Consider the following 25,500-nt stretch of genomic DNA (forward strand, 5'->3'; position numbering starts at 1 on the left):
AGTGGTGGTCATCGTGATGGCCTGGCGGTCCGTAGAGCCGCGTCGACCAGGCGCGCGGATTCGTCCCAGAGGCGGTCGCAGCGGGATTCGTCGGTGGTGTGGGGTGCGGTGGGGACGGCCTGGCGTTTGACGTAGAAGGTGCCGGTGGTGGTGGCAACGTCGCGGGAGGTGGCGAGCCAGGCGGGGGTGTCGGCGCCGACCTCGGGGCCGGGGCAGAAGCGGTCGAGGATGCGGGCGCTGAGGCGGAGTAGGCCGTGGGCGTCGCGGCCGAGGCCGGTGTCGCGGATGATGCCCGGGTGGGCGCCGTTCACGGTGATGGCGCGACCGGCGAGTCGGCGGGCGAGGGCGTAGACGAACATCGCGTTCATGTTCTTGGTCCGCCCGTACGCCGCGAACGGCCGGAAGCTGGGGATCGGCGCGAGCCTCTCGCGGCTGTCCAGCTGGTCGACGTCGACCGGGACGCGACGCAGCGCCGTCGGGGAGGCGCCGACCACGATGAAGCGGGCGGGCCGGTCGCCGAGGGCTTCGGCGAGTGAGCGCAGCAGCAGGTACGGCGCCAGGTGGTTGGTCGCGAGCAGTCGCTGAAGCCCCTCCGAGGTGACGTCGTCGATCGGCGCGACCACCGCCGCGTTGCTGATCACGACGTCCGGCGGCTCGTCGCCGAGTCGCTCGGCCAACCGCCGTACGTCGGCCATCAGCGACAAATCGGTCACGTCCGGCCGCAGGTCGGCACCCGGCACGGTGGCCTCGATCCGCCGGGCCGCGTCGCTCAACCGGCCCTGGTCGCGGCCGACCATCACGACCGACATCCCTTCCCTGGCAAGCCGTTCCGCGATCGCCGCCCCGATCCCGCCGCTGGCTCCCGTGATCACCGCACGCATCAGCACTCCTCTCAGGTTGACACTGTCAACCATAGGCACGCAAGGTTGACAACGTCAACCTCATGGTCGAGCGAAGCGAGGCCGTCGTCAGGCACTACGATCGCGGGATGGGGACGCGGGACGACTTGATCGAGGTGGCCACCGGGCTGCTCGATCGTGGTGGGGTTGCCGCGGTGACACTGCGAGAGGTGGGGCGACTCGCCGGCGTCTCGCACAATGCGCCGTACAAGCACTTCGCCGACAAGCAGGCCCTCCTGGCCGCGGTCGCCGCCCGCGACCTCGCGCGGCACGGCGCCGCGATCGAGCAAGCGGTACGCCGGAAGCGGTCCGCGCGAGCCGCGTTGAGTGAGGCGATGGGCCGCTACATCGCCTGGGCGCTGGAGTATCCGGAGCGCTTCCGTCTCGTCTTCGGTCGGTGGACCGTCGAGTCGCCCGAGCTCACCGCTGCGGCTGAGTCGGCTCAAGCCGGCCTGATCGGCCTGGTCGAGGCCGCGCAGGCTGACGGGGTGCTGCCGGCCGGTGATCCGGTCCGCCTGGCCTCACTCGTGCGCTCGGTCGCACACGGCGCCGCCGACTTGGCCGCCACGGGCCACCTCTCCGAGACCGGCAAGGGCCACGCGAGCCCACAGCAACTGGTCGACGATCTGCTCGTCTACCTGCAAGCGGCGTCCTGATCAGAGCTGCGTGTTCGGGTTGCCGACGCCGCGCAGGAGGGTGTCGACGATCTGGGTCGCCAAGGCGTCGGTGTCGGCGTCGGCGCCGCGTTTGCTCAGGTCCTGGCAGACCTCGTGGAGCAGTGCGTAGTAGACCCGGCGTGCCCAGATCGGGTCCACGTCGGAGCGGAGCGCTCCGGCCTGCTGGAGGCGGGCGAAGAGTTGGTCGCAGCGCTTCACGACGTCGACCTGGATCCGGTCCGCTTGGTTGCCTGGGGCAAGGGCTGTGTTCATCGCGAAGCCCCAGGACAGCTTGACGCGGAGCACGTTGGCGGTCGCCTGGTAGAGCGCGACCAGCGGCGGCGTGGTTTCCGGCCGGGCCTGCTCGACCGCGTTCTGGAGTTGCAGTGCGGCCCAGGTCGCCATCGCGGTGATCAGCGCCTCCCGGGTGGCGAACCGCCGGTGCACGGTGGTCCGGGCCACTCCGGCCGCGGCCGCGATCTCCTCCATGGTGGCGTTCGGTTTCGTCACCGGAGCCAGCCGCGGCATCGGGCTGGCCGTGGTGGAGGGACTCGTGGCCGAAGGGGTGCGCGTGGTCGCGGTCGCCCGGACCGTCACTCCGGAGCTCCGTGCCACCGGCGCGTACGTGGTGCCGACTGATCTCGCCGTACCGGATGGACCGGAGCGCGCGGTCGCCGCCGCGTTGGCGGAAGTCGGCGAGTTGGACCTGTTGGTGAACAACGTCGGTGGCGGTGACGGCGAGGCAGCCGGCGGGTTCCTGGAGTTCGGGGACGAGGCGTGGCAACAGTTCTTCGAGCTGAACTACTTCGCCGCCGTGCGGACGACGCGGGCCGCGCTGTCGAGCCTGATCCGCCAGAGTGGCGCGATCGTGAACGTGTCGTCGAACGGCGCGCGGATCCCGTCCGCCGGCCCGATCCCGTACACGACCGCCAAGGCGGCGCTGACCGCGTTGGGCAAGGCGCTCGCTGAGGAGTTCGGTCCGCAAGGCGTGCGCGTGAACACGGTCTCGCCGGGCCCGGTACGTACGGCGTTGTGGGTCGGCCCGGATCAGTACGGCGGGCAGCTCGCCAAGAAGCTCGGAGTGTCCCATGACGATCTGCTCGCCGGTCTGCCGGAGCAGACCGGGATGCTGACCGGCCGACTGATCGAGCCCGCCGAAGTTGCCGCGCTCGTCGTGCAGCTGTGCTCGCCGCGAACCGCGAGCATCGTGGGCGCCGACTACCTGATCGACGGCGGGATCATCAAGACCGCGTGAACGTCCGCCGGTAGGCGGTCGGCGTGGTGGCGAACGCCTTCGTGAAGTGCTGACGCAGCAACAACGGCGTGCTGAAGCCGGCCTCGGTCGCGATCTGGCCGACCGGGAGCGTGGTGGTCTCGAGGAGCTCCTGGGCGCGGGCGAGGCGATGCCGGATCAGCCATTGCAAAGGAGTCGTGCCGGTCTGGGCGCGGAACTGCCGGGACAGCGTGCGTGGACTCATCGCGGCCTGCGCGGCGATGGTGGTGAGGGTGAGCGGCTCCGCCAAGTGGTCCCGCATCCACCGCATCACCGGCTCGAGCGAATCGTTGCCCGAGACAACGGGCATGGTGACGAACTGCGCCTGCCCGCCGTCCCGGTGCGGTGCCATCACCAGCCGCCGCGCGACCTCCGCAGCGACGGCCGAGCCGTGGTCGCGCCGGACCAGATGCAGGCAGAGGTCGAGGCCGGCGGTGACACCCGCAGACGTCAGTACATCGCCCTCGTCGACATAGAGCGCGTCGACCACCACCTCGACCTTCGGGTAGCGGCGGGCGAGCTCGTCCGCCCATGACCAATGCGTCGTGGCCCGTCGCCCGTCGAGTACGCCGGCAGCCGCGAGCGCGAACGCACCGGTGCAGATGGACGCGATCCGCGTCCCGCGGCGATTGGCCTCGCGGATCAGCTCCACCACCTCGTCGGACGGCTCGAAGGCGGCGGGCACGATGAGGGTGTCGGCCAGAAGTGCATCGGACAGCGGGTACGGCGCTTCGGCCGTGAGGATCGGGCGGTCGTGAGCCATCAGCGTCGTACCGGGTGTGCCGCAGACGCGGACGTCGTACAGGCCCTCGGCGGTTGCGAAGACCTGGCAGGCGCCGGCCAACTCGAGCCCGATCGCACCTTCGGCGGCGAGGACGGCGACGGTCATCATGGCGCGAATCTAGCTGATGATGTCTTTCCAGCCACTCCCAACAGCACCGCCGCCGGCCGCAGGCTGGAAGGCATGCGGATCGACGTACTGATGTTCGAAGGTGTGGCCGAGGTCGACGCGCTGGCGACGTACGCGGTGTTCGCCAACGCGAAGCGGCGTGGGCTGGCCGTGGATCCCCGGCTGGTCACCGCCGACGGGGCCACCGAGGTGACCGGGTGCTACGGAACGACGTTCACCGCATTGGAGCCGTGGTCGCCGGACACCGCGCGGGTGCTGGCGGTGTCCGGCGGCTGGATCCTGGAGGAGATCGAGCGCGGGGTGATCCCGAAGCAGCTGGCCGACGCGAAGCGGGCCGGGGGCAACAACCTGGTCCTGGCCGGCATCGACTCGGGATCCCTCCTGCTCGGCGCGGCAGGCCTGATCGACGGTCGTCCCGCGACCACCCACCGCGCCGACTACGAACGCCTGAGCCAGTGGGCCGACGTCGTCGACGCCCGGATCGTCGACGACGGCGACCTGGTCACCTGCGGCTCGGGGTGGTTCGCGGGCGTCGACCTGGCCTGCTGGCTCCTCGAACGCGAGCTGAACGCCAACCCCGACGTCGTAGCCCTCGAGCAATGGATCGGCCGCGACCGCCAAGGCACCGTCTGGCGTCGCGGCTGACCGGCTACTTCGTGCCGAAGGTGTACGTGGTGGTGGAGGTGTAGGTGTCGCCGGGGCGGAGGACGGTGGACGGGAAGTTGGGGTGGTTGGGGGAGTCGGGGAAGTGCTGGGTCTCGAAGGCGAAGGCGTCGCCTTGGCGGTACGACTTGTTGCCGATGCCCTGGAAGGTGCCGTCGAGGAAGTTGCCGCTGTAGAACTGCGCGCCCGGCTCGGTGGTGTGGACGGTGACGGTGCGGCCTTCGTCGGGCTCCCAGAAGCGGGCCGCGAAGCGCAGGCCGTCCTTGCCGGCGTCGGCGCCGAGGACGAAGTTGTGGTCGTACCCGCGGCCGATCACCAGTTGCGGGTGGTCGTCGCGGATCCGCTTGCCGATCGCCGTCGGCTTGCTGAAGTCGAACGGCGTCCCGGCCGTCGGTGCGATCTCGCCGGTCGGGATCAGCCCGGCGTCGACCGGGGTGTACGACGGCGCGTCCATCTGCAGCACATGGCCGTCGATCGAGCCGCTGCCCTCTCCGGCCAGGTTGAAGTACACGTGGTTGGTCAGGTTGACCACGGTCGCCTTGCCGGAGACGGTCGCGTGGTACTCGATCCGCAGGGTGTCGCGGCGGTCGAGCGTGTACGTCACCCTGGTGGTCAGCTCACCCGGAAAGCCCATCTCGCCGTCGGGGCTGACGTAGCTGAACGCGACCCCGACGGCCTTGTCGCTGCGCACGACCTTGGCCTGCCACACCTTCTTGTCGAAGCCGATGGTGCCGCCGTGCAACGCGTTCTCGCCGTTGTTGACCGGGATCTGGTACGTCGTCCCGTCGAGCGTGAACCGGCCTTTGGCGATCCGGTTGCCGTACCGGCCGATGGTGGAGCCGAAGTACGGGCTGAGCGTCGCGTAGTCCGGCAGGTTGTCGAAGCCGAGGCTGATGTTCTCGGTGCGGCCGCGCCGGTCCGGGGTCTCGACCCGCTGGATGGTGCCGCCCCAGGTCAGCATCGAGATGGTGACCCGGCCGTTGGTGAACGTGTAGACGTCGACCTGCTGTCCGTCCGGGGTGGTGCCGAACGGGTCCTTGCGGATCTCGAACCTGCCGTGGTGTTCGCCCATGGCGGTCAACCTATCCGCCGTACCAGCGGCCGAACTGGCCTGGGCCACCCCACTGAGACTGCCCGCGGTGGCTGCGCCGAGGCCGATGGCCCCGGCCGTCCGCAGGACCTGGCGGCGAGGTAACTGGTCGGACATCGCAATCCCCTCACTGAGTCGTCGAAGTCGGCGAGAGCGTTCTCATGGAGCCGACCCGGGCACGATAGGCACGAGTGTCCAGTGTTTGGAACAGTTCGTAACGGTTTGAATTCGTCCGATGACTGCATGACAGTGGAAACGTCCCGCGCCGCCTGACCGGATCCGTCCGCCGCCGGGCCCGATCAGGTCTTCAGCGGTACGGCGTCCGGCCGCCAGGATGATCGTCATGAGCCGAACCGCACTGATCGTGATCGACGTCCAGGAGTCCTTCCGGGTCCGCCCGAACTGGGCCGCCGTGAACCACCCCGACATCGCCGACCGGGTCGACCGCCTGGTCCGCGCGGCCCGGGACAAGGGCGACCTCGTGGTCTGGGTGCTGCACTCCGAGCCGGGCACCGGCGGAGCCTTCGACCCGGCCAACGGCCACGTCCGCCTGATCGAGGGTCTCGAGCCGGTCGACGGCGAGCCGATGATCACCAAGACCTCGCACAATGCCTTCAGTACAACGAATCTTCAGCAGCAGCTGACGCAGCACGGTGTCACCGAACTGGTGATCAGCGGCATCCGCACCGAGCAGTGCTGCGAGACGACCGCGCGAGTCGCCTCCGACTTCGGGTACGACGTCGTGTTCGTCACCGAGGCGACCGCGACCACCCCGCTGCCGCACTGGACGATGCCGGCCGACGCGACCCTCGAGGAGGTCCTCGCCGACCCGCGGACCCTGAGCCCCGAGGTCGTCACCGAGCGGACCGAGTACGCGCTGGCCGGCCGGTTCGCCACCATTCGGACGCTCGACGACCTCACCGCCGTACCCGTGCCATCCTGACCAGATGAGCCCCACCCAGGTCGCGTTCCTCTTGGTGCCGAAGCTGCACCTGCTGGATCTGGCCGGGCCGGCGCAGGTCTTCTCGACCGCGAACGACCTCGGCTATGGCTACCGCCTGAGCTACGTGGCCGAGGCTGACGAGATCGTCACCGCGCAGGGCGTCCCGGTGAAGGCCCGGCTGGACTGGCCCGACCTGGGCCCCGGCGACCTGATCGTCGTACCGGGGTGGCGGTCGCCGCGGTTGTCGCCGGTGCCGCCGATCGGGCCGGAGACCAGGCATCGGCTGCGCAGTCATCACGCCGGCGGCGGCTCGGTGGCGAGTGTGTGCTCGGGGGCCGACGCGCTCGGGGCGGCCGGACTCCTCGACGGGCGGCGGTACACGACGCACCACGACCTGACCGACGAGCTAGCGGCGCGGTACCCGCGGGCGACGATCGTGCGCGACGTCCTGTACGTCGTGGACGACCGGGTCATCACCTCGGCCGGGATCGCGAGCGGCATCGACCTGGCGTTGCACCTGGTCGCGGGGCAGCACGGCGCCGAGGCGGCTGCGCGGGTGGCCCGCGAGATGGTCGTCTACGCGCGGCGGAACGGCGACGAGCTGCAGGAGAGCGTGATGTTGCGGCATCGCGGTCACCTCAGCGATCTCGCCCACCGCGTGCAGGACGTCATCGACGCCCGGTACGCCGACCGGCTGCTGCTGACCGAGCTCGCCCGGCAGGTCGGGGTGAGCGAGCGGACCTTGACCCGCATCTTCACCGCTGCGACCGGCCTGACCCCGTTGCGCTACCAGCAGCTGCTCCGGCTGGAACGCGCCGAGCACCTGATCGGCCACGGCACGACGGTCGAGGCAGCCGCCCGCGCGGTCGGCTTCGAGGACGCCCGGATGCTGCGCCGGCTCCGCTCCCGCACCGCCGAGCCGGTCGCAGGGTAGGCCTAACTCCACCCCGCCCGGGGGCTCAAGACTCCTGAGTTCCGCCCGCGTTCCGGACAGGCTCGTCCTGACCGGAACAAGGAAGAGGTGGGGCAGGGTGAGCAGGGGTTCAGTGACTGTGCGCGTCGCGCGCTGGAGTGCGACCCATCCATGGCGGGCGATCGGCCTCTGGCTGCTGCTCGTCGTCGTCGCGATCGGGATGTCGGTGGTCATCCCGAAGCAGCAGGCGGAAGACAAGGACGCCTGGGTCGGCCAGTCCGGCCAGGCCGCGGAACTGATCGAGAAGGCGAACCTGGGCGACAGCCCGACCGAGACGGTCCTGCTGACCGACCCGGACGGCCCGCTGGACAAGGCCGCCGCGGGTACGGCGATCGCGCAGCTCCAGCAGAAGCTCGGAGCACTCGACTCGGTGCAGGCCGTCGGCCAGCCGGTGTGGTCCCAGAACGGCAAGGCCGCGCTGCTGCCGATGGAGCTGAAGGGCAACGACGACGACGCCGCGGACAACATCGAGAAGATCGTCGCCACGACCGCCGAGGTGCAGCAGGCGAACCCGGACCTGACGATCGCACAGGCCGGCAGCGCGTCGGTCGACGCCGGGATCTGGAAGCAGGTCGGCTCCGATCTGGTGAAGGCGGAGAAGCTCAGCCTGCCGATCACCTTCGCGCTGATGCTGCTGGCCTTCGGCGCGCTGATCGCGGCCGGAATCCCGGTGCTGCTGGCGTTCTCGGCGGTCGGCGCCGCGCTCGGCTTCTACGCGCCACTGTCCTACCTGTTCCCGGACGGCGGCTCGGTGGCGAACGTCGTGATGCTGATCGGTATGGCGGTCGGCGTCGACTACTCGCTCTTCTACCTCAAGCGTGAACGCGAGGAACGCCGCAAGGGGCGCAGCACCCTGGACGCGGTCGAGATCGCCGCGGCGACCTCCGGCCACTCGGTGGTCGTCTCCGGCTTCGCCGTGATCGTCTCGATGGCCGGCCTGTACGTCGCCCAGGACGCCACCTTCGAGTCGATGGCAACGGCAACGATCGTGGTCGTCGCGGTTGCGGTGCTCGGCTCGCTGACCGTCCTGCCCGCACTGCTCGCGAAGCTCGGGCACCGGGTCGACCGGCCGCGGGTCCCGCTGCTGTGGCGGCTCAACCGGCGCATCGGCCCGGGTGGCATCAGCCGCCGCGTCCTGGCGCCCGTACTGCGTCATCCCCGTGCCGCGCTGTCGCTGTCCGTCGTCGCCGTGGTGGCCCTCGCCGTACCGGCGCTGGGGATGAAGACCGAGTCGGCCGACCTGAACACGCTGCCGCAGAGCATCCCCGAGGTGCGCACGCTCAAGGACCTGCAGGCCAACTTCCCGTCCCAGGGCGGTCTGTCGTACGACGTCGTCGCGCAGGGCGGAGGCGCGGTCACGGCGCTGGCCGGGCTGCAGCAGTCCGCCGTGCAGAGCGGCAAGTTCGTCGTCGCGCCGGGGGAGACGATCCGGCAGGGTGACGGGACCGCCGTACTGACGTTGGTGTCGGTATTGCCGGAGAACAGTGAGAACGCCGCGACCGCGCTCGGGCAGTTGCGCGACGAACTGGCGCCGGCGGCGCTGGGCTCCCAGGTGACCTGGGCGGTCGGCGGCGAGTCTGCGGAGTCCGTTGACTACGGCAACAACCAGCGGGACAAGCTGCCGTACGTGATTGCGTTCGTGCTGGCGCTGACGCTGGTGATGATGGCGGCGACCTTCCGCAGTGTCGCAATCGCGGTGGTGACGACGTTGCTGAACCTGGCCTCGGTCGCCGCGTGCTTCGGCGTCCTGGCGCTGGTGTTCCAGCACACCTGGGCCGAAGGGTTGCTCGGGTTCACCTCGGCCGGGTTCGTGGTGTCGTGGATCCCGCTGTTCCTGTTCGTGATCCTGGTCGGGCTGTCGATGGACTACCACGTGTTCGTGCTCGGCCGGATCCGGGAGGGCGTCGCGGCGGGGTTGGCGCCACGCGAGGCCGTCCGCAAGGGCATCACCGAGTCGGCGGGCGTGGTGACGAGTGCGGCAGCCGTGATGATCTCGGTGTTCGCGGTCTTCGCCACCCTCAGCATGCTCGAGATGAAGCAGATGGGGGTCGGCCTGGCCGTCGCCGTACTGATCGACGCCACCCTGGTCCGGATCGTGATGCTGCCGTCGATCATGGTTCTGCTCGGCCGCAAGGCCTGGTGGCCGAACAAGCTCGCCGCGGCCGCCGCTCCGGAGGTCCGGGAGCGGGAGCTCGCATCGGTCTAGACCGAATTCCAACCTTTTCGCCGGACCCTGCGTCTACCAGGTGCCGGGGGGATGAGCCGCGGGGGATGTGGCGGCCGGGATGGGAGAGGGGCCCGTCCCGGCCGTCACTCGGCTAGTTCGTGAAGGCGGTCGTCAGCTTGCTGACGGCCGCGTTCAGCTGTCCGGTCAGGAGCAGGTGCTCGGCGTCCGACGTCAGCTTGGACGTCGGCTCGTCGATGTCCTGCCCGATCCGGTTCTGCGCGATCCAGCGGGCCGCGCTCACCACCGCGTCACCCTCGGCATAGGAGTCGGTCTTGGTCCGCTCCAGGTACTTCGCCGACTGAGCCAGAGCCGCCAACGCAACGCTCGCCTGCGGTCCTGACCAGTCCTTGACGTGGAGCGCGACTCCGGCGGCGACACCCGCAGCCAGGGCATACGGGTCGTTCTTCCGCAGCAGGACATTGCGTGCCTCGGTCAGCTTCTGCCGAGCCGTCGCCTGCGTGGTCAGACCCCAGCCGTACGGGTACTGCGGGTCGTACGACGCGTCGCCGACGTTCAACGGCTGCTGGTCCTCGGCCCGCGGCCAGCTGACCGGGAGGCGACCGGTGAACGGCCGCTTGCCGAACAGCACGTCCGCCACACCCGCGCCCTCGGTGCCAGGCAGCCAGGACGCGACGAGGGCGTCGATGGTGCCCAGTTGGTCCGCGATCACCTGCGGCCGGCCGGACACGATCAGTACGACGCACTTCATCGCGCCACAGACCTTGTCGACCGCGGTCTTGTCCGCGTCCGACAGCAGCAGGTCGTGCCCGTTGCCCACGTCACCGATTCCCTCGGCGTACGGGCGTTCGCCGACCACGACCACGCCAACGTCGTGACCGTCCAGCGGAGCCGAGGCGTCCGCGCTGAAGGTTGCCGTTGGCGCGACCTGCTTGATCCCGTCCAGGATCGTCGTGCCGGTGGTCGTCGTACCGGAGCCGCCTTGCCAGCTGATGCTCCAGCCGCCCATCTGGTTGCCGAGGTCGTTGGCGTTGCTGCCGGCGACGTACACCTTGTCGGTCGCGGCCAGGGGCAGCAGGTTGCCGTCGTTCTTCAGCAGCACCTGGGACTTGGCCGCGGCCTCGCGGCCGACCGCCCGGTGTGCGGCCGAGCCGATGTCGGCGATCCGCTGGGTGTCGGCGTACGGCTTCTCGAACAGGCCGAGCTTGAACTTCTCGGTCAGGATCCGCCGGACCGCGTCGTCGATCCGGGTCATCGGGACCCGGCCGGCGGTGACCTCGCCGGTCAGGCCCTGGGTGAAGCCCTGGTAGTTCGTCGGCACCATGATCATGTCGAGGCCGGCGTTGACCGACGTCCGGATGTCGCTCGGGTAGTCGCCCGGCAGTTGGTCGATCGCCTGCCAGTCGCTGATCACGAACCCGCCGAAGCCCATCCGGTCCTTCAGCACACCGTTGATCAGCTCACCGTTGCCGTGCATCTTCACCGGCGCCTGGCCGTCGACCGCGACACTCGAGTACGACGGCATCACGGTGCCGACGCCGAGGTCGACAGAGGTCTCGAACGGCGCGAGATGCAGCGTCTCCAGCTGCTCCCGGGTGACCTCGGTGACGCCCTGGTCGATCTTGTACGAGCCGGTCGTCGACGAGCCGTACGTCGTGCCGCCGTCGCCGACGAAGTGCTTCGCGGTCGCCAGCACCCGGTTGTTCTGCTTGAGCTGACTGCCGTCGGCCTTGCCCTGCAGGCCGGTGATCACGGTCGCCATCGACTGCACGAGCGCCGGGTCCTCGCCGTACCCCTCGTAGGTGCGGCCCCAGCGGTCGTCGCGGACGACGCACACGCACGGCGCGAAGTCCCACGGGATGCCGGTCGCGCGGACCTCGGTCGCGGTCACCTCACCGGTGCGGCGGGCCAGGTCCGGATCGCGGGTCGCGCCGATCCCGAGGTTGTGCGGCAGGATCGTCGCGCCGACCACGTTGTTGTGCCCGTGCACGGCGTCGACGCCGTAGACCAACGGGATCTGCAGCCGGGTCGCCTGGGCGTTGAGCTGGAAGGTGTCGATCATCGCGGCCCACGCGGCCGGCGTGTTCGGCGTCGGCACCGAGCCGCCGCCGGACAGCAGCGAGCCGAGCGCGTACGTCGCGATGTCGCTGCGGGACCGGAGTGCGTTGCGCTCCGCCTGGGTCATCTGGCCGACCTTCTCGGCCAGGTTCATCCGGGCGAGCAGGTCCGCGACCCGCTTCTTGATCGGGAGCTTGCTGTTCAGGTACGGCAGGTCGTGGGCGTTGATCACCACGGTCGGCTGGGCGGCCGGCGGCTTCGCTCCGGTGACCGTGAGCTCGAGCGGGATCGTCTCGGCGACCTCGGCGGTGCGGTCCTTGTTCGTGCTGACGGAGACGGTCTGCGACGCGCCGGACGCCGTACCCGCGGGGAAGGTGATGGTGCCGGACGTGGGTGTGTAGTCGTCCGAGCCGGCGCTCCCGGTGCCGGTCTGGTAGGCGACGGTGACCGGCTCCTCGAGCGGGGTACTGCCGGTCGTCCCGACCGAGATCCTGACCTGGGCGGTGCCGCCCTCCTTGATCGGGTAGACGCCGGCGTCGGTGACGACACTCGCCTTGAGTGCCGGGTCGGCCTTGCCGAACACCTCGACCTGGTCGATCGCGAACTCACCCGGCGCCCCGGCCGGCATGGTGAACGCGTACCCCCACATGTGGGTCAGGTTCAGGATCTGGTCGATGCCGCCGACCGGCTGGTAGTCGCCGCGGTAGACCAGGTCGGTGAACGGGATCTCGACCAGGTGCCAGCCCTGCCAATCGTCGGTGAAGCTGGTGTTCCACAGCTCCGAGGCCTCGGCGTTGGCGCCGCCGTCCTTGATCTCGAAGAAGATCCGCTTGCCGGATCCCGGCGGCAGCGGCGCGGTGTTCTGGCCGTACCACCAGAACCGGATGCCCTTGTGCGCCGACCAGTCACCAGGGTTCTGGTCGAACGTCACGTCGTGGCTGAACCCACCCCAGCCGCTGATGTTGTACGTCCCGTGCAGCACCTTCTCGCCACTGGGCGCGTCCGCCCGGGCCTGCAGTTCCATCGTCGGCGGGTCGTCGCCGTCACTGCCCCACCCGAAGATTCCCGGGTTCGGCGGCGACGCGAACGGCTCACCCCCTTCGAACGCCGCCAGCACGATCGGCGCCGGATCGTCCGCCGCCGCGGGCGCGGCCGACAGGATCCCGGCGATCAGCGCGGTCGCTACGACGAGCGCCGTCCGGCGTTTCGGACGGCGGGGAACTGGCCACCTGGGCATGGGCGACTCCTAGGCTCGGGCGCGGGCCGCGCCCGCGTCTCGGGCCCGACTCTCAGGCTTCGGCCCGGCGCTGGCAAGACCTCGCCGGTTCCGGAACTAGAGCGCTCTCACGGCAGCCGGATTGAGAAGCTGCAGTGGTCGAATTGAGTGCAAATTCAGTAGCCGGAGTGATGGACCCCGGTAGCTGCGGTTGGAAAGGATGGCGGTATGACACGTTTCGGCATTTTCGTTCCGCAGGGCTGGAAGATGGATCTGGCGCAGATCGCCGATCCGATCGAGCAGTGGGAGGCGATGACTGCGGTCGCCAAGCGGGCCGACGCGCAGTCGTGGGACTCGATCTGGCTGTTCGACCACTTCCACACGGTGCCGGAGCCGAGTGACAACACCACCTTCGAGTGCTGGTCCGCGACCGCGGCGCTGGCCCGGGACACCCAGCGGGTGAACATCGGCCAGATGGTCGGCTGCAACGGGTACCGCAACCCCGCGCTCTACGCGAAGATCGCCTCCACCGTCGACGTGGCCAGCCACGGCCGGCTGTACGCCGGGATCGGCGCCGGCTGGTACGAGCACGAGTGGAAGGCCTACGGCTACGAGTGGACCGACACCAAGCCGCGGATGGCCGCCTTCCGGGAGGCGACCGAGATCATCTACAAGATGTGGACCGAGGACAAGCCGGTCTACTCCGGCAAGTACTACTCGATCGACGCGCCGATCAACGAGCCGAAGGGTGTCCGCAAGCCGCACCCGAGCTTCTGGATCGGCGGCGGCGGTCCGCAGGTCACGCTGAAGCTGGTCGCGCAGTACGGCGACGCCGCGAACATCGGCGGCGGCAACCCGGACGTGATCAAGGAGAAGTGCGACATCCTGCGGCAGCACTGCGAGAAGGTCGGCCGCAACTACGACGACATCATCAAGTCGACCAACTTCAACGTGTTCCCGATCGACAAGGGTGACGACCCGCAGAAGGCGACCGAGAAGGCGCTCGGCCCGATGAACCGGGAGAAGTTCGACCGGGACAACTTCGTCGCAACCGAGGACGAGATCGCCGACAAGGTCGAGGCCGCCCTGGAGGCCGGCGCCGACTACGTCAACTTCTACGTCCCCGGGGTCGCGTACGACGTGGACCTGGTCGACCGCGTGGAGCAGGTAGCCAAGCGGTTCGGCTGAGGAAAGAAAAGAAAAAGCTGTGAGGGTGAGTCGACCGCGTGGAGCAGGCGGCCAAGCGGTTCTCGTGATGGCTGGTACCGGTCATGGCGGATGTACGTCACCAGGACCGGTGGACCGGGGCTTAGGGCAACTGTAAGGCTCCCGAGGATGGCCTCGCGTGGGTCGGGGCATCGGGAGGTATCCCCCTGTGACTACCCGATCGTCACGGCTCGCGAAGAGCCTGCTCGCGACGGTGGTCGCCAGCGCACTGCTGCTGGCGACCACCACCGCAGAAGCCGCCGACACCCCCGCCGCGACCGCTGATCGCCCGACGCCGGGCGCAAGCACCCAGCGGATCACGCTGATCACCGGCGACGTCGCCGAGCTCACCACCAGCTCGAACGGTCAGGTCTCCGCCCGGCTGACCAACGACGAGCCGTACTACTTCGGCACCTTCGACGGCGACCTCAGCCTGGTCCCCGCGGAGGCGTACCCGCTGCTCACCGAAGGCCGCCTCGACCAGCGGCTCTTCAACCTGACCGACCTGGTCGCGCAGGGGTACGACGACGCGCGCACCGACCGCCTGCCCCTCCTGCTGACTGCGCCGAAGACCCTACGCAGCACCCCAACCGCGCCACAGGCCGCGGCCGTGCGCCGTACCCTCCCCAGCGTCGGCAGCACCGCGGTCAGCGTGCAGAAGTCGGACGCCAAGACCTTCTGGGACGGCATCAGCGGCCCGACCACCTTCAAGAGCAGCCAGGTCGGCAAGATCTGGCTCGACGGCCGCACCCGCGCCACTCTCGACCAGTCCACGAAACAGATCGGTGCGCCGACCGCATGGCAGGCCGGGTACGACGGCCGCGGCGTCAAGGTCGCCGTACTCGACACCGGGTACGACGCCGGCCACCCGGACCTCGCCAAGCAGGTGGTCGCGTCGGAGAGCTTCGTCCCGGACCAGCCGGTCCAGGACCTGCACGGCCACGGCACGCACACCGCGTCGATCGTCGCCGGCCTCGGTACGGCGTCCGCCGGCCAGCGCAAGGGTGTCGCGCCGGGCGCGGACCTGCTGATCGGCAAGGTGCTGGACAACAGCGGCAGCGGCCTGGACTCCGAGGCGATCGCCGGGATGGAGTGGGCCGTCCAGCAGGGAGCGAAGGTGGTCAGCATGAGCCTCGGCGGCTGGCCGACCGACGGCTCCGACCCGATGAGCCAGGCCGTCGACCAGCTCTCGAAGTCCAGCGGCGCGCTGTTCGTGATCGCGGCCGGCAACTCCGGCGCGGAGGAAACTGTTGCGTCTCCCGGGACTGCGACCGAGGCGCTCACCGTCGGCGCGATCGACCGCGACGACCAGCTGGCGTACTTCTCCAGCCGCGGCCCACGGCTCGGTGACGGCGCCCTCAAGCCCGAGGTGACCGCGCCCGGTGTCGAGATCGCGGCCGCCCGCGCGGCCGGGACCGAGCAGGGCCACGTGCTCAGTGAGCACTACACGGCGATGAGCGGCACCTCGATGGCGACTCCGCACGTCGCCGGCGCGGCCGCGATCCTGGCCCAGCGCCACCCGGACTGGACCGGGCAGCAACTCAAGGCTGCCCTTGCGGCGACCGCTGTCCCGTCGGCCGCGGCAAGGGCCGATCAGCAGGGGCTCGGCCGGATCGACATCCCGAAGGCCCTCGACCCGAAGGTCCTGCCGGACACCGCGAACCTGTTCTTCGGTGACCTGTCCTGGAGCGGACCGACGGCCCCGGAGCCGGTCACCCGCACGGTTGCCTACCGCAACAACTCGAACCGGCCGGTGACTCTCGACCTGACCGTCGGCGCCGAGTCGCCCGCGAAGATCAAGGCGGCGCTCACGGTCAGCCCGGCGCGGCTCACGATCCCGGCCGGCGGTTCGGCGTCCGCCACGGTCACCCTCGACCTGGCCAAGACCCAGCCGGCCAAGTACTCCGGCGTTCTCACGGCCCGGTCCGGCGGTACGTCGTACCGGACCGGGCTCGGGTTCGCGGCCGGGGGACGGCTGAACCAGGTGACGGTGAAGGGGATCGGCCGCGACGGTCAGCCGGCGACCACGAAGACGGGAGCCAGCGGAGTCCAGCTGTGGAACCAGGACACCGGTGACGTGCAGGCGATCGCGTTCGACCAGACCGGCAGCCGGACTCTCGAGGTGCCGACCGGGCGGTACAGCGTGATGGCGTACGCGATGGGCGGCGACGAGGCCAACTGGACCAACTCGGTGACGCTGATGGGCGACCCGGACGAGTGGATCGACCGCGACCGCACGTTCACCTTCGACGCCCGGACCGCGAACAAGGTCACGGTGCAGACCCCGCTGCGGGCCGACGCGCAGAGCATCGGCATCGCGTGGCACCGCAAGGTCGGCAACCGGGACGCGGTCTCCGGCTGGGCGTACAACGAGCGGGTCGCCGATGGCGTCTACGTGCAGGACTTCGGAAAGGTTGCCAATGGCACCTTCCAGGTCGTGCAGCGGTGGGACCTCGCCCAGCCCAAGCTGACCGTTGACGTCAGCGGCACGGGCAGCAGCTTCCGCCTTCCGACCCCGGACGAAGCGTCGTACCGGACCGTCTTCGTGGGGAACGAGAAGCTGCCCCTGTTCAACGGCGGCGACGGTACGGCGGGCGAGCTGGCGGGCGCCAAGGACAAGGTGGCGCTGATCCGCTGGAAGTCGCTGAACGAGGTGACGAAGCAGGTCAAGGCGGCGAAGGACGCCGGCGCCAAGGCCGTGTTCATGTACAACGAGAAGCCCGGCTACTGGACGACCGGATCCGAGCAGGGCATCCCGTTCTACCTGCTGCGCGCCGAGCAGGGGAAGCAACTGCTCGACCTGCTCGCCAAGGGACCCGTGACGTTCCAGCTGAACGGTCTGCTCGACAGCACCTACCGCTACGACCTGGCCGTCGGGCCGTCGACAGTGCGCGGCCCGCTGACCTACGACATCGGCAAGATGCGCCCGGCGGCGGTGACCACGGACTACGGTCGCAACGACGCGTGGTACCTGCACCTCGACCAGCGGACCGCTCACCTGCCGGGGATCTCGACCGGTCTCTCCTCGACCCGTCAGGTCACCGGACCGGTCACGCGGACCGACTACCTCGCCACCGACCTGAAGGGCGTCACGTGGGACGAACGGACGGCGGCAGGGGAGTGGAACGAGTCCGGGTTCGAGTACACGATCGCCCGCGGCTACCGCCCGAACGAAAAGGTCACCCGCGGTTGGTGGGAGTCGCTGATGCGTCCGGCGACGCCGTACAACGCGACGGGCAGCGAGGCCGAGGGTCTGCCCGCGGCGCGCTTCGAGAATGCGTTGCGGATCGCGATTCCGCAGTACGTGAGCGGTGATGGCGGCACGTACGGCTGGGGTGACCGTGGTGACGTGACGAGCCTGAAGCTGAGCAGCAACGGCGTGGAGCTCGGCAGGAAGAACTGGTCGGTCGCGCAGTTCGCCGTACCGGCGAAGGCGGCCTGGTACGACCTGACCCTGGACCAGAAGCGTGGCCCGAAGAGCTGGGCGACCACCTCGACTGTGACCCACACGGAGTGGCGGTTCTTCTCCAAGCCGTCGCGCGACCGTGCCGTGCTGCCGCTCGTCCAGGTCGACTACAAGGTGGGTGACGGCCGGCTCGAGCTGACACCCGGCTACCAGCCCGGGGTCCGCGGTCTGGGCATCTTCCGGACCACCGCCGAGATCTCGTACGACGGGACGACCTGGCAACAACTGCGGTTGCGGGGCGTGGGGCGCACGGTGCGGGCCGAGCTTCCGGACGCGCCGGCGGATGCGTCCTACGCGAACATCCGCGTCACTGCCACGGATCTGACCGGCAACCGGATCAGTCAGACCATCGAGAAGGCCTGGCTTATCGATCGTTAAAAAGGGCGACGCCACGAAGCTGGGGGGAGGTGCTCCGTGGCGTCGCCGGGGGCGCGCCCAGGGAGGGGTGGGGGCAGGCGCGCCGGTCCAGTTACGTCAGCTTCCGCCGATGCCTCCACCGAGGACGCCCAGCAGCCCCAGCAGGGACAGCAGGTTGCGGATGACCTGGTCGACGGCTTTGGTGCCGCCGGTCTGGTAGGCGGTCACGCACTTCTGCAACTGCTCCTGGGTCGGCTTGGTGATGGTCACCTTCGCCATCTCCGCCTGGCAGTACTGCGTGGCCTTGGTCAGCTCGCCCACCGTGCTGCCGACGGTGCCGACGATCAGGCCGGCGGCGGTCTGCAGCGTGGCCAGCCCGGGAGCGCTCGGCGTCGTGGTCGGCGGCTTCGGCGTCGGCGTGGTCGGGTCGCTCGTGGTCGGCGGCTTGGTGGTCGGCTTCGTCGTCGGGTCGGTGGTCGACGGCGGCTTCTTGGTCGGCTCGGTGCTCGGCCTGCCGCTCTGCTCCACCGTCCCCGGCGTCGGCTTGGTCGCCGGGTACGTCGGCAGGTCCACCGCCTGCGGCAGGTTGTCGTCGGCCGGGGCGTCGACGGTCGGGTCGCCGATCTGCTCGCCGGCTCGGTCGATGCCCTGGTCGCCGCTCTCGGTCCCGTTGCCGACCGCGATCCAGCTGCCACCGGCGTACGCCTTGGCGATGCTGATCACCAGGTCGGCGTACTGCTGGGAGTGGTTGTAGCGCAGGACGGCCGAGTTCAGGTCGCTTGCCTTGGACAGGTCGGTCTTGCCGGAGCACAGGTAGACCGCGGTCGACATCGCCGCGTCGTCGATGTCCTGCGGGTTCCGGACGCCGTCGCCGTCGCCGTCCACACCCATCGACCGCCAGGTGCCGGGGATGAACTGCATCGGGCCGACCGCGCGGTCGAACGCGCCGTCGCCGTCGAACGCACCCGCGTCCGTGTCGGTGATCCGCGCCGTGCTCGCGCCGTCCAGCCGCGGGCCGAGGATGCCCGGTACGGCGACGCCCTTGAAGTTCAGCGAGTTGCCGCCGAAACGGCCGTGGTTCGACTCCACCCGGCCGATCGCGGCCACCAGCGTCCACGGCAGGTTGCAGGCCGGGTCGACCTGCGCCATCACCTGCTGGGCCCGCGAGTACGCCTTCAACGCCAGCGTCGGGATCCCGTTGCGGGACAGGCCGGAGACCACCTGGGTCGGCTGCTCACCGGGGTCGACACCGTGGCCGACCACGCCCGGCACCGGCACGTTCGCCGGTTCCGCGATCGGTTTGGCCGGGACCACGACCGGGTCGTTGCCGGCGAGTCCCTGCTCCAGCGAGGCCGTGGCAACTGCCGGATCGTCCGTGGCGCTGACGGTGAATGCGCTCGCGAACAACGCCAGCGGAACCAACGGCGCCACCTGACGCCATCCGCTCCCGGTGGCGCGGCGCTTGCCCTTCGCCATCGATGATCCCTCCGTGACTCATCGACCTGTCCGGCCCCACGCCGCGGACGGTCATTTCGTCGTGTCGGTTGACGCCGTCCCTTGGTCTAACGCCCGCCCCGTGCGTGGGTTACGCGCCGGGCCAGACCGTGTACGAGCAGTCACCGGGTACCCATACTGGTGCGTAACAAGGCATCTGTGAACCCCCTGGTGCCGTTTGTCCGGGGCCTTGCACCCTGCCCGCCCGCCTGGCCTGCGGGCGTGTCGGGGAGAATGGCGGCCGTGCCCGACCACACTGAACAGTCCGCCGCGCTCTTCGAGAGGGCCTCCGCAGTCACCCCGGGCGGGGTCAACTCTCCCGTGCGTGCGTTCCGCGCCGTCGGCGGCGTGCCGCGTTTCATGGCATCGGGTGACCGATGTCACATCACCGATGTCGACGGCAACCGCTACCTCGACCTGGTCTGCTCCTGGGGGCCGATGCTGCTCGGCCACGCGCACCCGGAGGTGACCGCCGCTGTCCAGGCCGCGGTCTCCCGCGGGACGTCGTACGGGACTCCCACCGAGACCGAGGTGCTGCTCGGCGAGGAGATCGTCGCCCGCACGCCGGTGGACAAGGTCCGGCTGGTGTCGTCCGGGACCGAGGCGACCATGTCCGCGCTCCGGCTGGCCCGCGGGTTCACCGGGCGCGCCAAGATCGTGAAGTTCGCCGGCTGCTACCACGGTCACGTGGACGCGCTGCTGGCGCAGGCCGGCTCCGGCGTGATCACCCTCGGCATCCCCGGGACGCCGGGTGTCACCGAGGCCACCACGGCCGACACCATCGTGCTGCCGTACAACGACCAGGCCGCCGTCACCGCCGCCTTCGCCGAGTACGGCGACCAGATCGCGGCCGTGATCACCGAGGCGTCCCCCGGCAACATGGGCGTGGTCCCGCCCCGCGACGACTTCAACGCCTTCCTGGCCCGCACCTGCACCGAGAACGGCGCGCTGTTCATCTCCGACGAGGTGATGACCGGCTTCCGGATCACCCGCTCCGGTTGGTACGGCGTGGACGGCGTCCAGCCGGACCTGATGACGTTCGGCAAGGTGATGGGCGGTGGCTTCCCGGCCGCCGCGTTCGGTGGCCGGGCCGACGTGATGGCGCACCTGGCGCCGGAGGGCTCGGTCTACCAGGCGGGGACGCTGTCCGGGAACCCGGTGGCCACCGCGGCCGGCCTGACCACGTTGCGGCTGGCAACCGACGAGGTGTACGCCCGGCTCGATGAGACCTCGGCCACCATCCAGCGGCTGGTCTCCACCGCGCTGGAGAAGGAAGGTGTGCCGCACGTCATTCAGGCGGCCGGGAACCTCTTCAGCGTCTTCTTCGTGGAGTCGGTGGAGGGAACTGCCGAGATCAGGGACTTCGCGGGGGCGAACGCCCAGGTGCTGCCCCGGTTCGCGGCGTTCTTCCATGCCATGCTGGACGCCGGCGTCTACCTGCCGCCGAGCGCCTTCGAGGCGTGGTTCGTCAGTGCCGCCATCGACGATGACGCGCTGGCCGAGTTGGAGTCCGCCCTCGCCCCGGCAGCCCGTGCGGCCGCCGCAGTACAGAACTGAAGGGCTCTACCGAACTGATGAAAGGGCAGCGGTGACCGAAACGACGGTCGTGCACCTGATGCGTCACGGCGAGGTGCACAACCCGACCGGCGTGCTCTACGGCCGGATCCCCGACTTCCACCTGTCCGAGCTCGGGCGGGCGATGGCCGAGCGGGTGGCCGAGCACGTGAAGGGCCGCGACATCGTGCATCTGGTCAGCTCGCCGCTGGAGCGGGCCCAGGAGACGATGGAGCCGATCGCCAAGGTGTTCGGCCTCACGCCGGACATCGACGAGCGGGTGATCGAGGCGGCGAACCTGTTCGAGGGCAAGAAGTTCGGCGTCGGCGACGGTGCGCTGCGTCAGCCGAGTGCCTGGTGGCTGCTGCGCAACCCGTGGAAGCCGTCCTGGGGTGAGCCCTACAGCCAGCTGGTCCGGCGGATGCGGGACGCGATCGAGACCGCCCGGCAGAAGGCCGCGGGGCACGAGGCCCTGATCGTGTCGCACCAGCTGCCGATCTGGATCGTCCGGTCCGCGATCGAGAACCGGCGGATGCTGCACGACCCGCGCAAGCGCCAGTGCAGCCTCGCCAGCCTGACCTCCTTCACCTTCCACGGCGACTCGATCGTCTCCGTCGGGTACGCCGAACCCGCCAAAGACCTGTTGCCGGTGAAAAACCCGAAGAAGTTCGTGGGTGGCGCCTGATGTTTCGTCGTACGGCGTTTGCCGTCGCCGCAGTGCTCCTGGTCGCGGGCTGCAGCTCCGGCCAGGACGCCGCGGAGAACCGGCAGGGCCAGACCGGCTTCGTCAGCGGGAACGGCCGGGTGGCGTCGTTCCCGGCGGGCGAGCGGGTGGCCGCGCCGGACTTCGGCGGCACGACGCTGGACGGCGAGGCGTGGCAGCTGGCCGACGCCAAGGGCAAGGTCGTCGTACTGAACGTGTGGGGTTCGTGGTGCGGGCCGTGCCGGGAGGAGGCGCCCGCCTTCGGTGAGGCCGCGGCCGAGCTCGGCGAGTCGGTGCAGTTCATCGGGCTGAACACCCGGGACCTGGACACGGCGGCGCCGAAGAAGTTCGTCGACGTGTTCAAGATTCCGTACCCGAGCATCTACGACCCGCAGGGCAAGCTGCTGCTGAAGTTCCGCGGCCAGAAGATCTCCGCCAGCTCGATCCCGTCCACACTGGTGATCGACAAGGAGGGCAAGGTCGCGTCCCGGGTGCTCGGGCCGGTGACCAAGCAGACGCTCCTTGGAATGGTGAAAGACGCAAGCTGATGGGTGAGTGGTTCGCCGACTCGATGACGGGGTCGATGCTGCTGGCACTGCCGATCGCGGTGCTGGCCGGCGCGATCTCGTTCTTCTCGCCGTGCGTCGTCCCGTTGCTGCCCGGCTACCTGTCCTACGTGACCGGGCTGTCCGCGGCCGAGCTCGGGTCGAAGGCCCGCGGGCGGATGCTGGCCGGGACGGCGTTGTTCGTGGCCGGGTTCTCGGCGGTGTTCATCCTGACCGGGGTGGTGTTCGGCGCGGCCGGTGACGCGCTGCTCGAGCACCAGACCGTGATCACGCGGGTGCTCGGCGCGGCGACCGTCGTACTGGGGCTGGTGTTCCTCGGTGGGTTCGGGTTCCTGCAGAAGGATCTGCGCGTGCACCGGGTGCCGGCGGTCGGGATCGCGGCGGCCCCGCTGCTCGGCGTACTGTTCGGATTCGGCTGGACGCCGTGCATCGGGCCGACGCTCGGGACCGTGATGACGCTGGCCGCGACCGAGGGCAGTGCCGGGCGCGGCGCGGCGCTGGCGGTCGTGTTCAGTCTCGGGCTGGGGATTCCGTTCATCGTGGCGGCGCTGGCGTTCCGGCGGATGCTGGGCGCGGTGGCGTGGGTCCGGGCCCACCAGGTGCTGGTCATCCGGATCGGCGGTGTGCTGATGATCGCGGTGGGACTGCTGCTGCTGACAGGAGTGTGGGATTCGATGACCGCCGATCTGCGGCAGTGGGTCAGCAACTTCGGGTCGGCGGTGTGACATGACCGACGTCAAGGACCGGGCCACCGCCCCGCCTTCCTCGGAGCAGCCGCCCGCACTGGGTTTCGTCGGCTGGCTGCGCTGGACCTGGCGGCAGCTCACGTCGATGAAGACGGCGCTGGTGCTGCTCTTCCTGCTCGCGCTCGGCGCCGTCCCCGGTTCGCTGATCCCGCAGACGGCGATCGACCCGATCAAGGTCGCCGACTTCCTCGAGGCGCACCCGAAGCTCGGGCCGTTCTACGACAAGCTCGGGCTGTTCGACGTCTACAAGTCGGCCTGGTTCTCGGCCATCTACCTGCTGCTGTTCATCTCGCTGATCGGGTGCGTGGTGCCCCGGCTCGGCGTGTACCTGAAGGCACTGCGGGCCCGGCCACCGAAGCCGCCGCGCAACCTGAACCGGCTGGCCGGCTACCAGAGCTTCACCGTCGACGAGCCGGGCGACGTGCTGGCGGTCGCCACCCGCGAGCTCCGCAAGCGGCGGTTCCGGGTGCAGGCGTACGACGGCGCCGTCGGGGCCGAGCGCGGTTACCTGCGCGAAGCCGGCAACCTGCTCTTCCACTTCTCCTTGATCCTGGCCCTGATCGGGGTTGCCTGGGGCTCGCTGTTCGGCTACCGCGGCACCGTGCTGGTTGTGGTCGGCAACGGTTTCTCCAACTCCCTGGCGCAGTACGACGACTTCGTGCCGGGCCGCGTGTTCAGCGAGGACGACCTGCCGCCGTTCTCGCTGACCGTGAAGGACTTCAACGTGCGGTTCCAGGAGGACGGGCCGCAGCGGGGCGCGGCGCGCGAGTTCAACGCACAGCTGACCTACCAGGAGACGCCGGACGCGCCGGAGAAGTCGTACGACCTGAAGGTCAACCACCCGCTGAAGCTGGACGGCAGCAGCGTCTACCTGCTCGGTCACGGCTACGCGCCGAAGGTGACCGTGAAGGACGGGAACGGGCAGGTCGCGTTCTCCGGGCCGGCGCCGTTCCTGCCGCAGGACGGCAACTTCTCGTCGTTCGGCGTGATCAAGGCGCCGGACGGTCGACCTGCCCAGCTCGGGTTCGAAGGGTTCTTCCTGCCGACCGCGGTGATCGACCAGCGTGGCCCGGTCTCGGTGTTCCCAGATGACCTGAACCCCGAGCTGGTGATGACGGCGTACTACGGCCGGCCGCAGCCGGAGACCGGGAAGCCGGAGTCGGTGTACCAGCTGGACAAGTCGAAGCTGACCCAGTTCGAGAAGGACGGCGACAAGCTGCGGTTCCAGATGGCGCCGGGCCAGACCACCACGCTGCCGGACAAGATGGGCTCGATCACCTTCGACGGGTACAGCCGCTGGGTGAAGCTGCAGGTCAGCCACACCCCCGGCACCGACCTCGCGCTGGCGGGCATCCTGCTGGCGATCCTCGGGCTGATGGGGTCGCTGTTCGTGCACCCACGCCGTACCTGGGTGCGCGTCCGGACCGAGGACGGGCGTACCGTGGTCGAGGTCGCCGGACTGGACCGGGGACCCGAGCGCGGCCTCGGTGACGAGCTCCAGGCCATCAGCAAGGCACTACAACCAGACCGTTCGAGCACGCAGGAGAAACCATGAGCCCGGAGACCTACGCGCAAGTCTCCAACCTGCTGATCCCGACCGCCACGGTGATCTACGCCCTCGCGATGGTCTCCCACGCCCTGGAGTGGGCCATGGGCCGCGCTGCGGTGGCTCCGACTGCAGAGGTCGAGCAAGAGGTTCTGGTCGCCTCCGACGGTGAACCTGTCCCGGGTGGTGGGTCAGCCGGCGCCACCGCAGTTGAGAGCCCCGAGCGCTCCGAGCGGATGGCGGCTGCCAGCCGGGTTGGGGTTCTGCTGACCTGGCTGGCGTTCGTGCTGCACCTGGGTGGTGTGGTGACCCGTGGCCTGGCGGCTGAGCGGGTGCCGTGGGGCAACATGTACGAGTTCTCGATCACGGCGTCCCTGGCCGTCGCCGCGGTCTACCTGATCTTCGTGCACCGCTACAAGCTGCAGTGGCTCGGTCTCGGCGTGACGCTGGTCGTGGCCGCCGTACTGGGCCTGGCGACGCTGGCGCTCTACACCCCGGCCGGTCCGCTGGTGCCGGCGCTGCACTCGTACTGGCTCGTCATCCACGTGTCCGCGGCCGCGATCTCCGGCGGCGCGTTCACCGTCGGCGGCCTGGTCTCGGTGCTGTACCTGATCAAGGCCCGCGCCGAGCGCCGCGTGCTGGCCGGCGGGACCATGTCGGCGTCGCTGCGCCGGCTGCCGAGTGCCGAGGCGATGGACGGTACGGCGTACAAGGTGCTCGCGTTCGCCTTCCCGCTGTGGACGTTCGGCGTACTCGTGGCCGGTCCGATCTGGGCGGAGTACGCCTGGGGCCGGTACTGGGGCTGGGACCCGAAGGAGGTCTGGTCGCTGGTCACCTGGGTCGTGTACGCCGCCTACCTGCACGCCCGCGCGACGGCCGGCTGGCGTGGCCGCCGGGCCGCGGTGATCGCGATCGTCGGCTGGTTCGTCTTCCTGTTCAACTTCGTCGGAGTAAACCTGTTGGTGTCCGGCCTGCACTCCTACGCTGGGGTGTGAG

Annotated in this window: 20 protein-coding genes; 14 read left to right on the forward strand and 6 right to left on the reverse strand. The window is 69.7% G+C overall.

Annotated features, from left to right (window positions below; genetic code table 11):
• Positions 1-8: 8 nt before the first annotated feature.
• On the reverse strand, positions 9-881 hold the full coding sequence (locus ACIBGM_RS26875; protein WP_396387081.1) for an SDR family NAD(P)-dependent oxidoreductase: 873 nt from the start codon (positions 879-881) through the stop codon (positions 9-11).
• Between the two features lie 107 nt (positions 882-988).
• On the opposite strand from ACIBGM_RS26875, the gene ACIBGM_RS26880 reads away from it, so the two are divergent.
• A complete protein-coding gene (locus ACIBGM_RS26880; protein ID WP_396387082.1) occupies positions 989-1,555 on the forward strand; it encodes a TetR/AcrR family transcriptional regulator in 567 nt (188 codons plus the stop codon).
• Here the strand turns inward: ACIBGM_RS26880 and ACIBGM_RS26885 are convergent, their stop codons facing one another.
• Positions 1,556-2,065 carry a TetR/AcrR family transcriptional regulator gene (locus ACIBGM_RS26885; RefSeq protein ID WP_396387083.1) on the reverse strand — a complete coding sequence of 170 codons (510 nt, stop codon included), beginning with the start codon at positions 2,063-2,065 and terminating at the stop codon, positions 1,556-1,558.
• Here ACIBGM_RS26885 and ACIBGM_RS26890 point away from each other — a divergent pair.
• On the forward strand, positions 2,043-2,810 hold the full coding sequence (locus ACIBGM_RS26890) for an SDR family oxidoreductase (protein ID WP_360536873.1): 768 nt from the start codon (positions 2,043-2,045) through the stop codon (positions 2,808-2,810). The two genes, ACIBGM_RS26885 and ACIBGM_RS26890, sit on opposite strands and share 23 nt — an antisense overlap.
• On the opposite strand, the gene ACIBGM_RS26895 is transcribed toward ACIBGM_RS26890, so the two are convergent.
• On the reverse strand, positions 2,797-3,720 hold the full coding sequence (locus tag ACIBGM_RS26895; RefSeq protein WP_360536875.1) for a helix-turn-helix domain-containing protein: 924 nt from the start codon (positions 3,718-3,720) through the stop codon (positions 2,797-2,799). The genes ACIBGM_RS26890 and ACIBGM_RS26895 overlap by 14 nt on opposite strands.
• 72 nt (positions 3,721-3,792) lie before the next feature.
• Between ACIBGM_RS26895 and ACIBGM_RS26900 the strand changes: the two genes are divergently transcribed.
• The gene (locus ACIBGM_RS26900; RefSeq protein ID WP_396387084.1) at positions 3,793-4,383 is read left to right on the forward strand and encodes a DJ-1/PfpI family protein; all 591 of its coding nucleotides are present in this window, start codon (positions 3,793-3,795) and stop codon (positions 4,381-4,383) included.
• 4 nt (positions 4,384-4,387) lie between these two features.
• On the opposite strand, the gene ACIBGM_RS26905 is transcribed toward ACIBGM_RS26900, so the two are convergent.
• A complete protein-coding gene (locus tag ACIBGM_RS26905) occupies positions 4,388-5,608 on the reverse strand; it encodes an aldose epimerase family protein (RefSeq protein WP_396387085.1) in 1,221 nt (406 codons plus the stop codon).
• A 226-nt stretch (positions 5,609-5,834) separates the two neighbouring features.
• On the opposite strand from ACIBGM_RS26905, the gene ACIBGM_RS26910 reads away from it, so the two are divergent.
• From ACIBGM_RS26910 to ACIBGM_RS26920, 3 genes are all read left to right on the forward strand, one after another.
• Positions 5,835-6,434: an isochorismatase family protein gene (locus ACIBGM_RS26910; RefSeq protein ID WP_360525797.1), complete on the forward strand. Its 600-nt coding sequence runs from the start codon at positions 5,835-5,837 to the stop codon at positions 6,432-6,434.
• Positions 6,435-6,438: 4 nt separating this feature from the next.
• Positions 6,439-7,368: a GlxA family transcriptional regulator gene (locus tag ACIBGM_RS26915; protein WP_396387086.1), complete on the forward strand. Its 930-nt coding sequence runs from the start codon at positions 6,439-6,441 to the stop codon at positions 7,366-7,368.
• Positions 7,369-7,480: 112 nt separating this feature from the next.
• Positions 7,481-9,613 carry an MMPL family transporter gene (locus ACIBGM_RS26920; protein WP_396387087.1) on the forward strand — a complete coding sequence of 711 codons (2,133 nt, stop codon included), beginning with the start codon at positions 7,481-7,483 and terminating at the stop codon, positions 9,611-9,613.
• A gap of 112 nt (positions 9,614-9,725) precedes the next feature.
• Here ACIBGM_RS26920 and ACIBGM_RS26925 read toward each other — a convergent pair whose 3' ends face one another.
• Positions 9,726-12,887, reverse strand: a complete 3,162-nt coding sequence (locus ACIBGM_RS26925) for a glycoside hydrolase family 3 N-terminal domain-containing protein (RefSeq protein ID WP_396387088.1) — start codon at positions 12,885-12,887, stop codon at positions 9,726-9,728.
• A 207-nt stretch (positions 12,888-13,094) separates the two neighbouring features.
• On the opposite strand from ACIBGM_RS26925, the gene ACIBGM_RS26930 reads away from it, so the two are divergent.
• Positions 13,095-14,054, forward strand: a complete 960-nt coding sequence (locus ACIBGM_RS26930; protein WP_396387089.1) for an LLM class F420-dependent oxidoreductase — start codon at positions 13,095-13,097, stop codon at positions 14,052-14,054.
• A gap of 187 nt (positions 14,055-14,241) precedes the next feature.
• Positions 14,242-17,916 (forward strand): S8 family peptidase, encoded by a 3,675-nt coding sequence (locus ACIBGM_RS26935; RefSeq protein WP_396387090.1) that lies wholly within the window; start codon positions 14,242-14,244, stop codon positions 17,914-17,916.
• 96 nt (positions 17,917-18,012) lie between these two features.
• Here the strand turns inward: ACIBGM_RS26935 and ACIBGM_RS26940 are convergent, their stop codons facing one another.
• Positions 18,013-19,371: a lytic transglycosylase domain-containing protein gene (locus ACIBGM_RS26940; protein ID WP_396387091.1), complete on the reverse strand. Its 1,359-nt coding sequence runs from the start codon at positions 19,369-19,371 to the stop codon at positions 18,013-18,015.
• A gap of 252 nt (positions 19,372-19,623) precedes the next feature.
• On the opposite strand from ACIBGM_RS26940, the gene hemL reads away from it, so the two are divergent.
• Genes hemL through ccsB form a run of 6 tightly spaced genes read left to right on the forward strand, consistent with a single transcriptional unit; the run spans position 19,624 to position 25,499 of the window.
• The gene (gene hemL / locus ACIBGM_RS26945) at positions 19,624-20,946 is read left to right on the forward strand and encodes a glutamate-1-semialdehyde 2,1-aminomutase (RefSeq protein WP_396387092.1); all 1,323 of its coding nucleotides are present in this window, start codon (positions 19,624-19,626) and stop codon (positions 20,944-20,946) included.
• Positions 20,947-21,004: 58 nt separating this feature from the next.
• A complete protein-coding gene (locus ACIBGM_RS26950; protein WP_360525809.1) occupies positions 21,005-21,628 on the forward strand; it encodes a histidine phosphatase family protein in 624 nt (207 codons plus the stop codon).
• Positions 21,628-22,194 carry a TlpA disulfide reductase family protein gene (locus ACIBGM_RS26955; RefSeq protein ID WP_360525773.1) on the forward strand — a complete coding sequence of 189 codons (567 nt, stop codon included), beginning with the start codon at positions 21,628-21,630 and terminating at the stop codon, positions 22,192-22,194. The genes ACIBGM_RS26950 and ACIBGM_RS26955 overlap by 1 nt, the downstream gene beginning before the upstream one ends.
• Positions 22,194-22,937: a cytochrome c biogenesis protein CcdA gene (locus ACIBGM_RS26960; protein ID WP_360525770.1), complete on the forward strand. Its 744-nt coding sequence runs from the start codon at positions 22,194-22,196 to the stop codon at positions 22,935-22,937. The genes ACIBGM_RS26955 and ACIBGM_RS26960 overlap by 1 nt, the downstream gene beginning before the upstream one ends.
• A gap of 1 nt (position 22,938) precedes the next feature.
• Entirely contained in the window at positions 22,939-24,513 is a 1,575-nt protein-coding gene (locus tag ACIBGM_RS26965) for a cytochrome c biogenesis protein ResB (RefSeq protein ID WP_360525767.1), read from the forward strand.
• On the forward strand, positions 24,510-25,499 hold the full coding sequence (gene ccsB / locus ACIBGM_RS26970) for a c-type cytochrome biogenesis protein CcsB (RefSeq protein WP_396387093.1): 990 nt from the start codon (positions 24,510-24,512) through the stop codon (positions 25,497-25,499). Before ACIBGM_RS26965 ends, ccsB begins: the two co-directional genes overlap by 4 nt.
• Position 25,500 lies beyond the last annotated feature (1 nt).

This window comes from Kribbella sp. NPDC050470 (genome assembly GCF_044458365.1).
Taxonomy (GTDB): domain Bacteria; phylum Actinomycetota; class Actinomycetes; order Propionibacteriales; family Kribbellaceae; genus Kribbella.

Excerpts from the sequence above, each read along its gene's own strand:
- ACIBGM_RS26875 (WP_396387081.1), bottom strand. The coding sequence starts at position 881 with ATGCGTGCGGTGATCACGGGAGCCAGCGGCGGGATCGGGGCGGCGATC.
- ACIBGM_RS26880 (WP_396387082.1), top strand. The coding sequence starts at position 989 with ATGGGGACGCGGGACGACTTGATCGAGGTGGCCACCGGGCTGCTCGAT.
- ACIBGM_RS26890 (WP_360536873.1), top strand. The coding sequence starts at position 2,043 with ATGGTGGCGTTCGGTTTCGTCACCGGAGCCAGCCGCGGCATCGGGCTG.
- ACIBGM_RS26895 (WP_360536875.1), bottom strand. The coding sequence starts at position 3,720 with ATGATGACCGTCGCCGTCCTCGCCGCCGAAGGTGCGATCGGGCTCGAG.
- ACIBGM_RS26900 (WP_396387084.1), top strand. The coding sequence starts at position 3,793 with ATGCGGATCGACGTACTGATGTTCGAAGGTGTGGCCGAGGTCGACGCG.
- ACIBGM_RS26905 (WP_396387085.1), bottom strand. The coding sequence starts at position 5,608 with ATGTCCGACCAGTTACCTCGCCGCCAGGTCCTGCGGACGGCCGGGGCC.
- ACIBGM_RS26910 (WP_360525797.1), top strand. The coding sequence starts at position 5,835 with ATGAGCCGAACCGCACTGATCGTGATCGACGTCCAGGAGTCCTTCCGG.
- ACIBGM_RS26915 (WP_396387086.1), top strand. The coding sequence starts at position 6,439 with ATGAGCCCCACCCAGGTCGCGTTCCTCTTGGTGCCGAAGCTGCACCTG.
- ACIBGM_RS26925 (WP_396387088.1), bottom strand. The coding sequence starts at position 12,887 with ATGCCCAGGTGGCCAGTTCCCCGCCGTCCGAAACGCCGGACGGCGCTC.
- ACIBGM_RS26930 (WP_396387089.1), top strand. The coding sequence starts at position 13,095 with ATGACACGTTTCGGCATTTTCGTTCCGCAGGGCTGGAAGATGGATCTG.
- ACIBGM_RS26940 (WP_396387091.1), bottom strand. The coding sequence starts at position 19,371 with ATGGCGAAGGGCAAGCGCCGCGCCACCGGGAGCGGATGGCGTCAGGTG.
- hemL (WP_396387092.1), top strand. The coding sequence starts at position 19,624 with ATGGCGGCCGTGCCCGACCACACTGAACAGTCCGCCGCGCTCTTCGAG.
- ACIBGM_RS26950 (WP_360525809.1), top strand. The coding sequence starts at position 21,005 with ATGCGTCACGGCGAGGTGCACAACCCGACCGGCGTGCTCTACGGCCGG.
- ACIBGM_RS26955 (WP_360525773.1), top strand. The coding sequence starts at position 21,628 with ATGTTTCGTCGTACGGCGTTTGCCGTCGCCGCAGTGCTCCTGGTCGCG.
- ACIBGM_RS26960 (WP_360525770.1), top strand. The coding sequence starts at position 22,194 with ATGGGTGAGTGGTTCGCCGACTCGATGACGGGGTCGATGCTGCTGGCA.
- ACIBGM_RS26965 (WP_360525767.1), top strand. The coding sequence starts at position 22,939 with ATGACCGACGTCAAGGACCGGGCCACCGCCCCGCCTTCCTCGGAGCAG.
- ccsB (WP_396387093.1), top strand. The coding sequence starts at position 24,510 with ATGAGCCCGGAGACCTACGCGCAAGTCTCCAACCTGCTGATCCCGACC.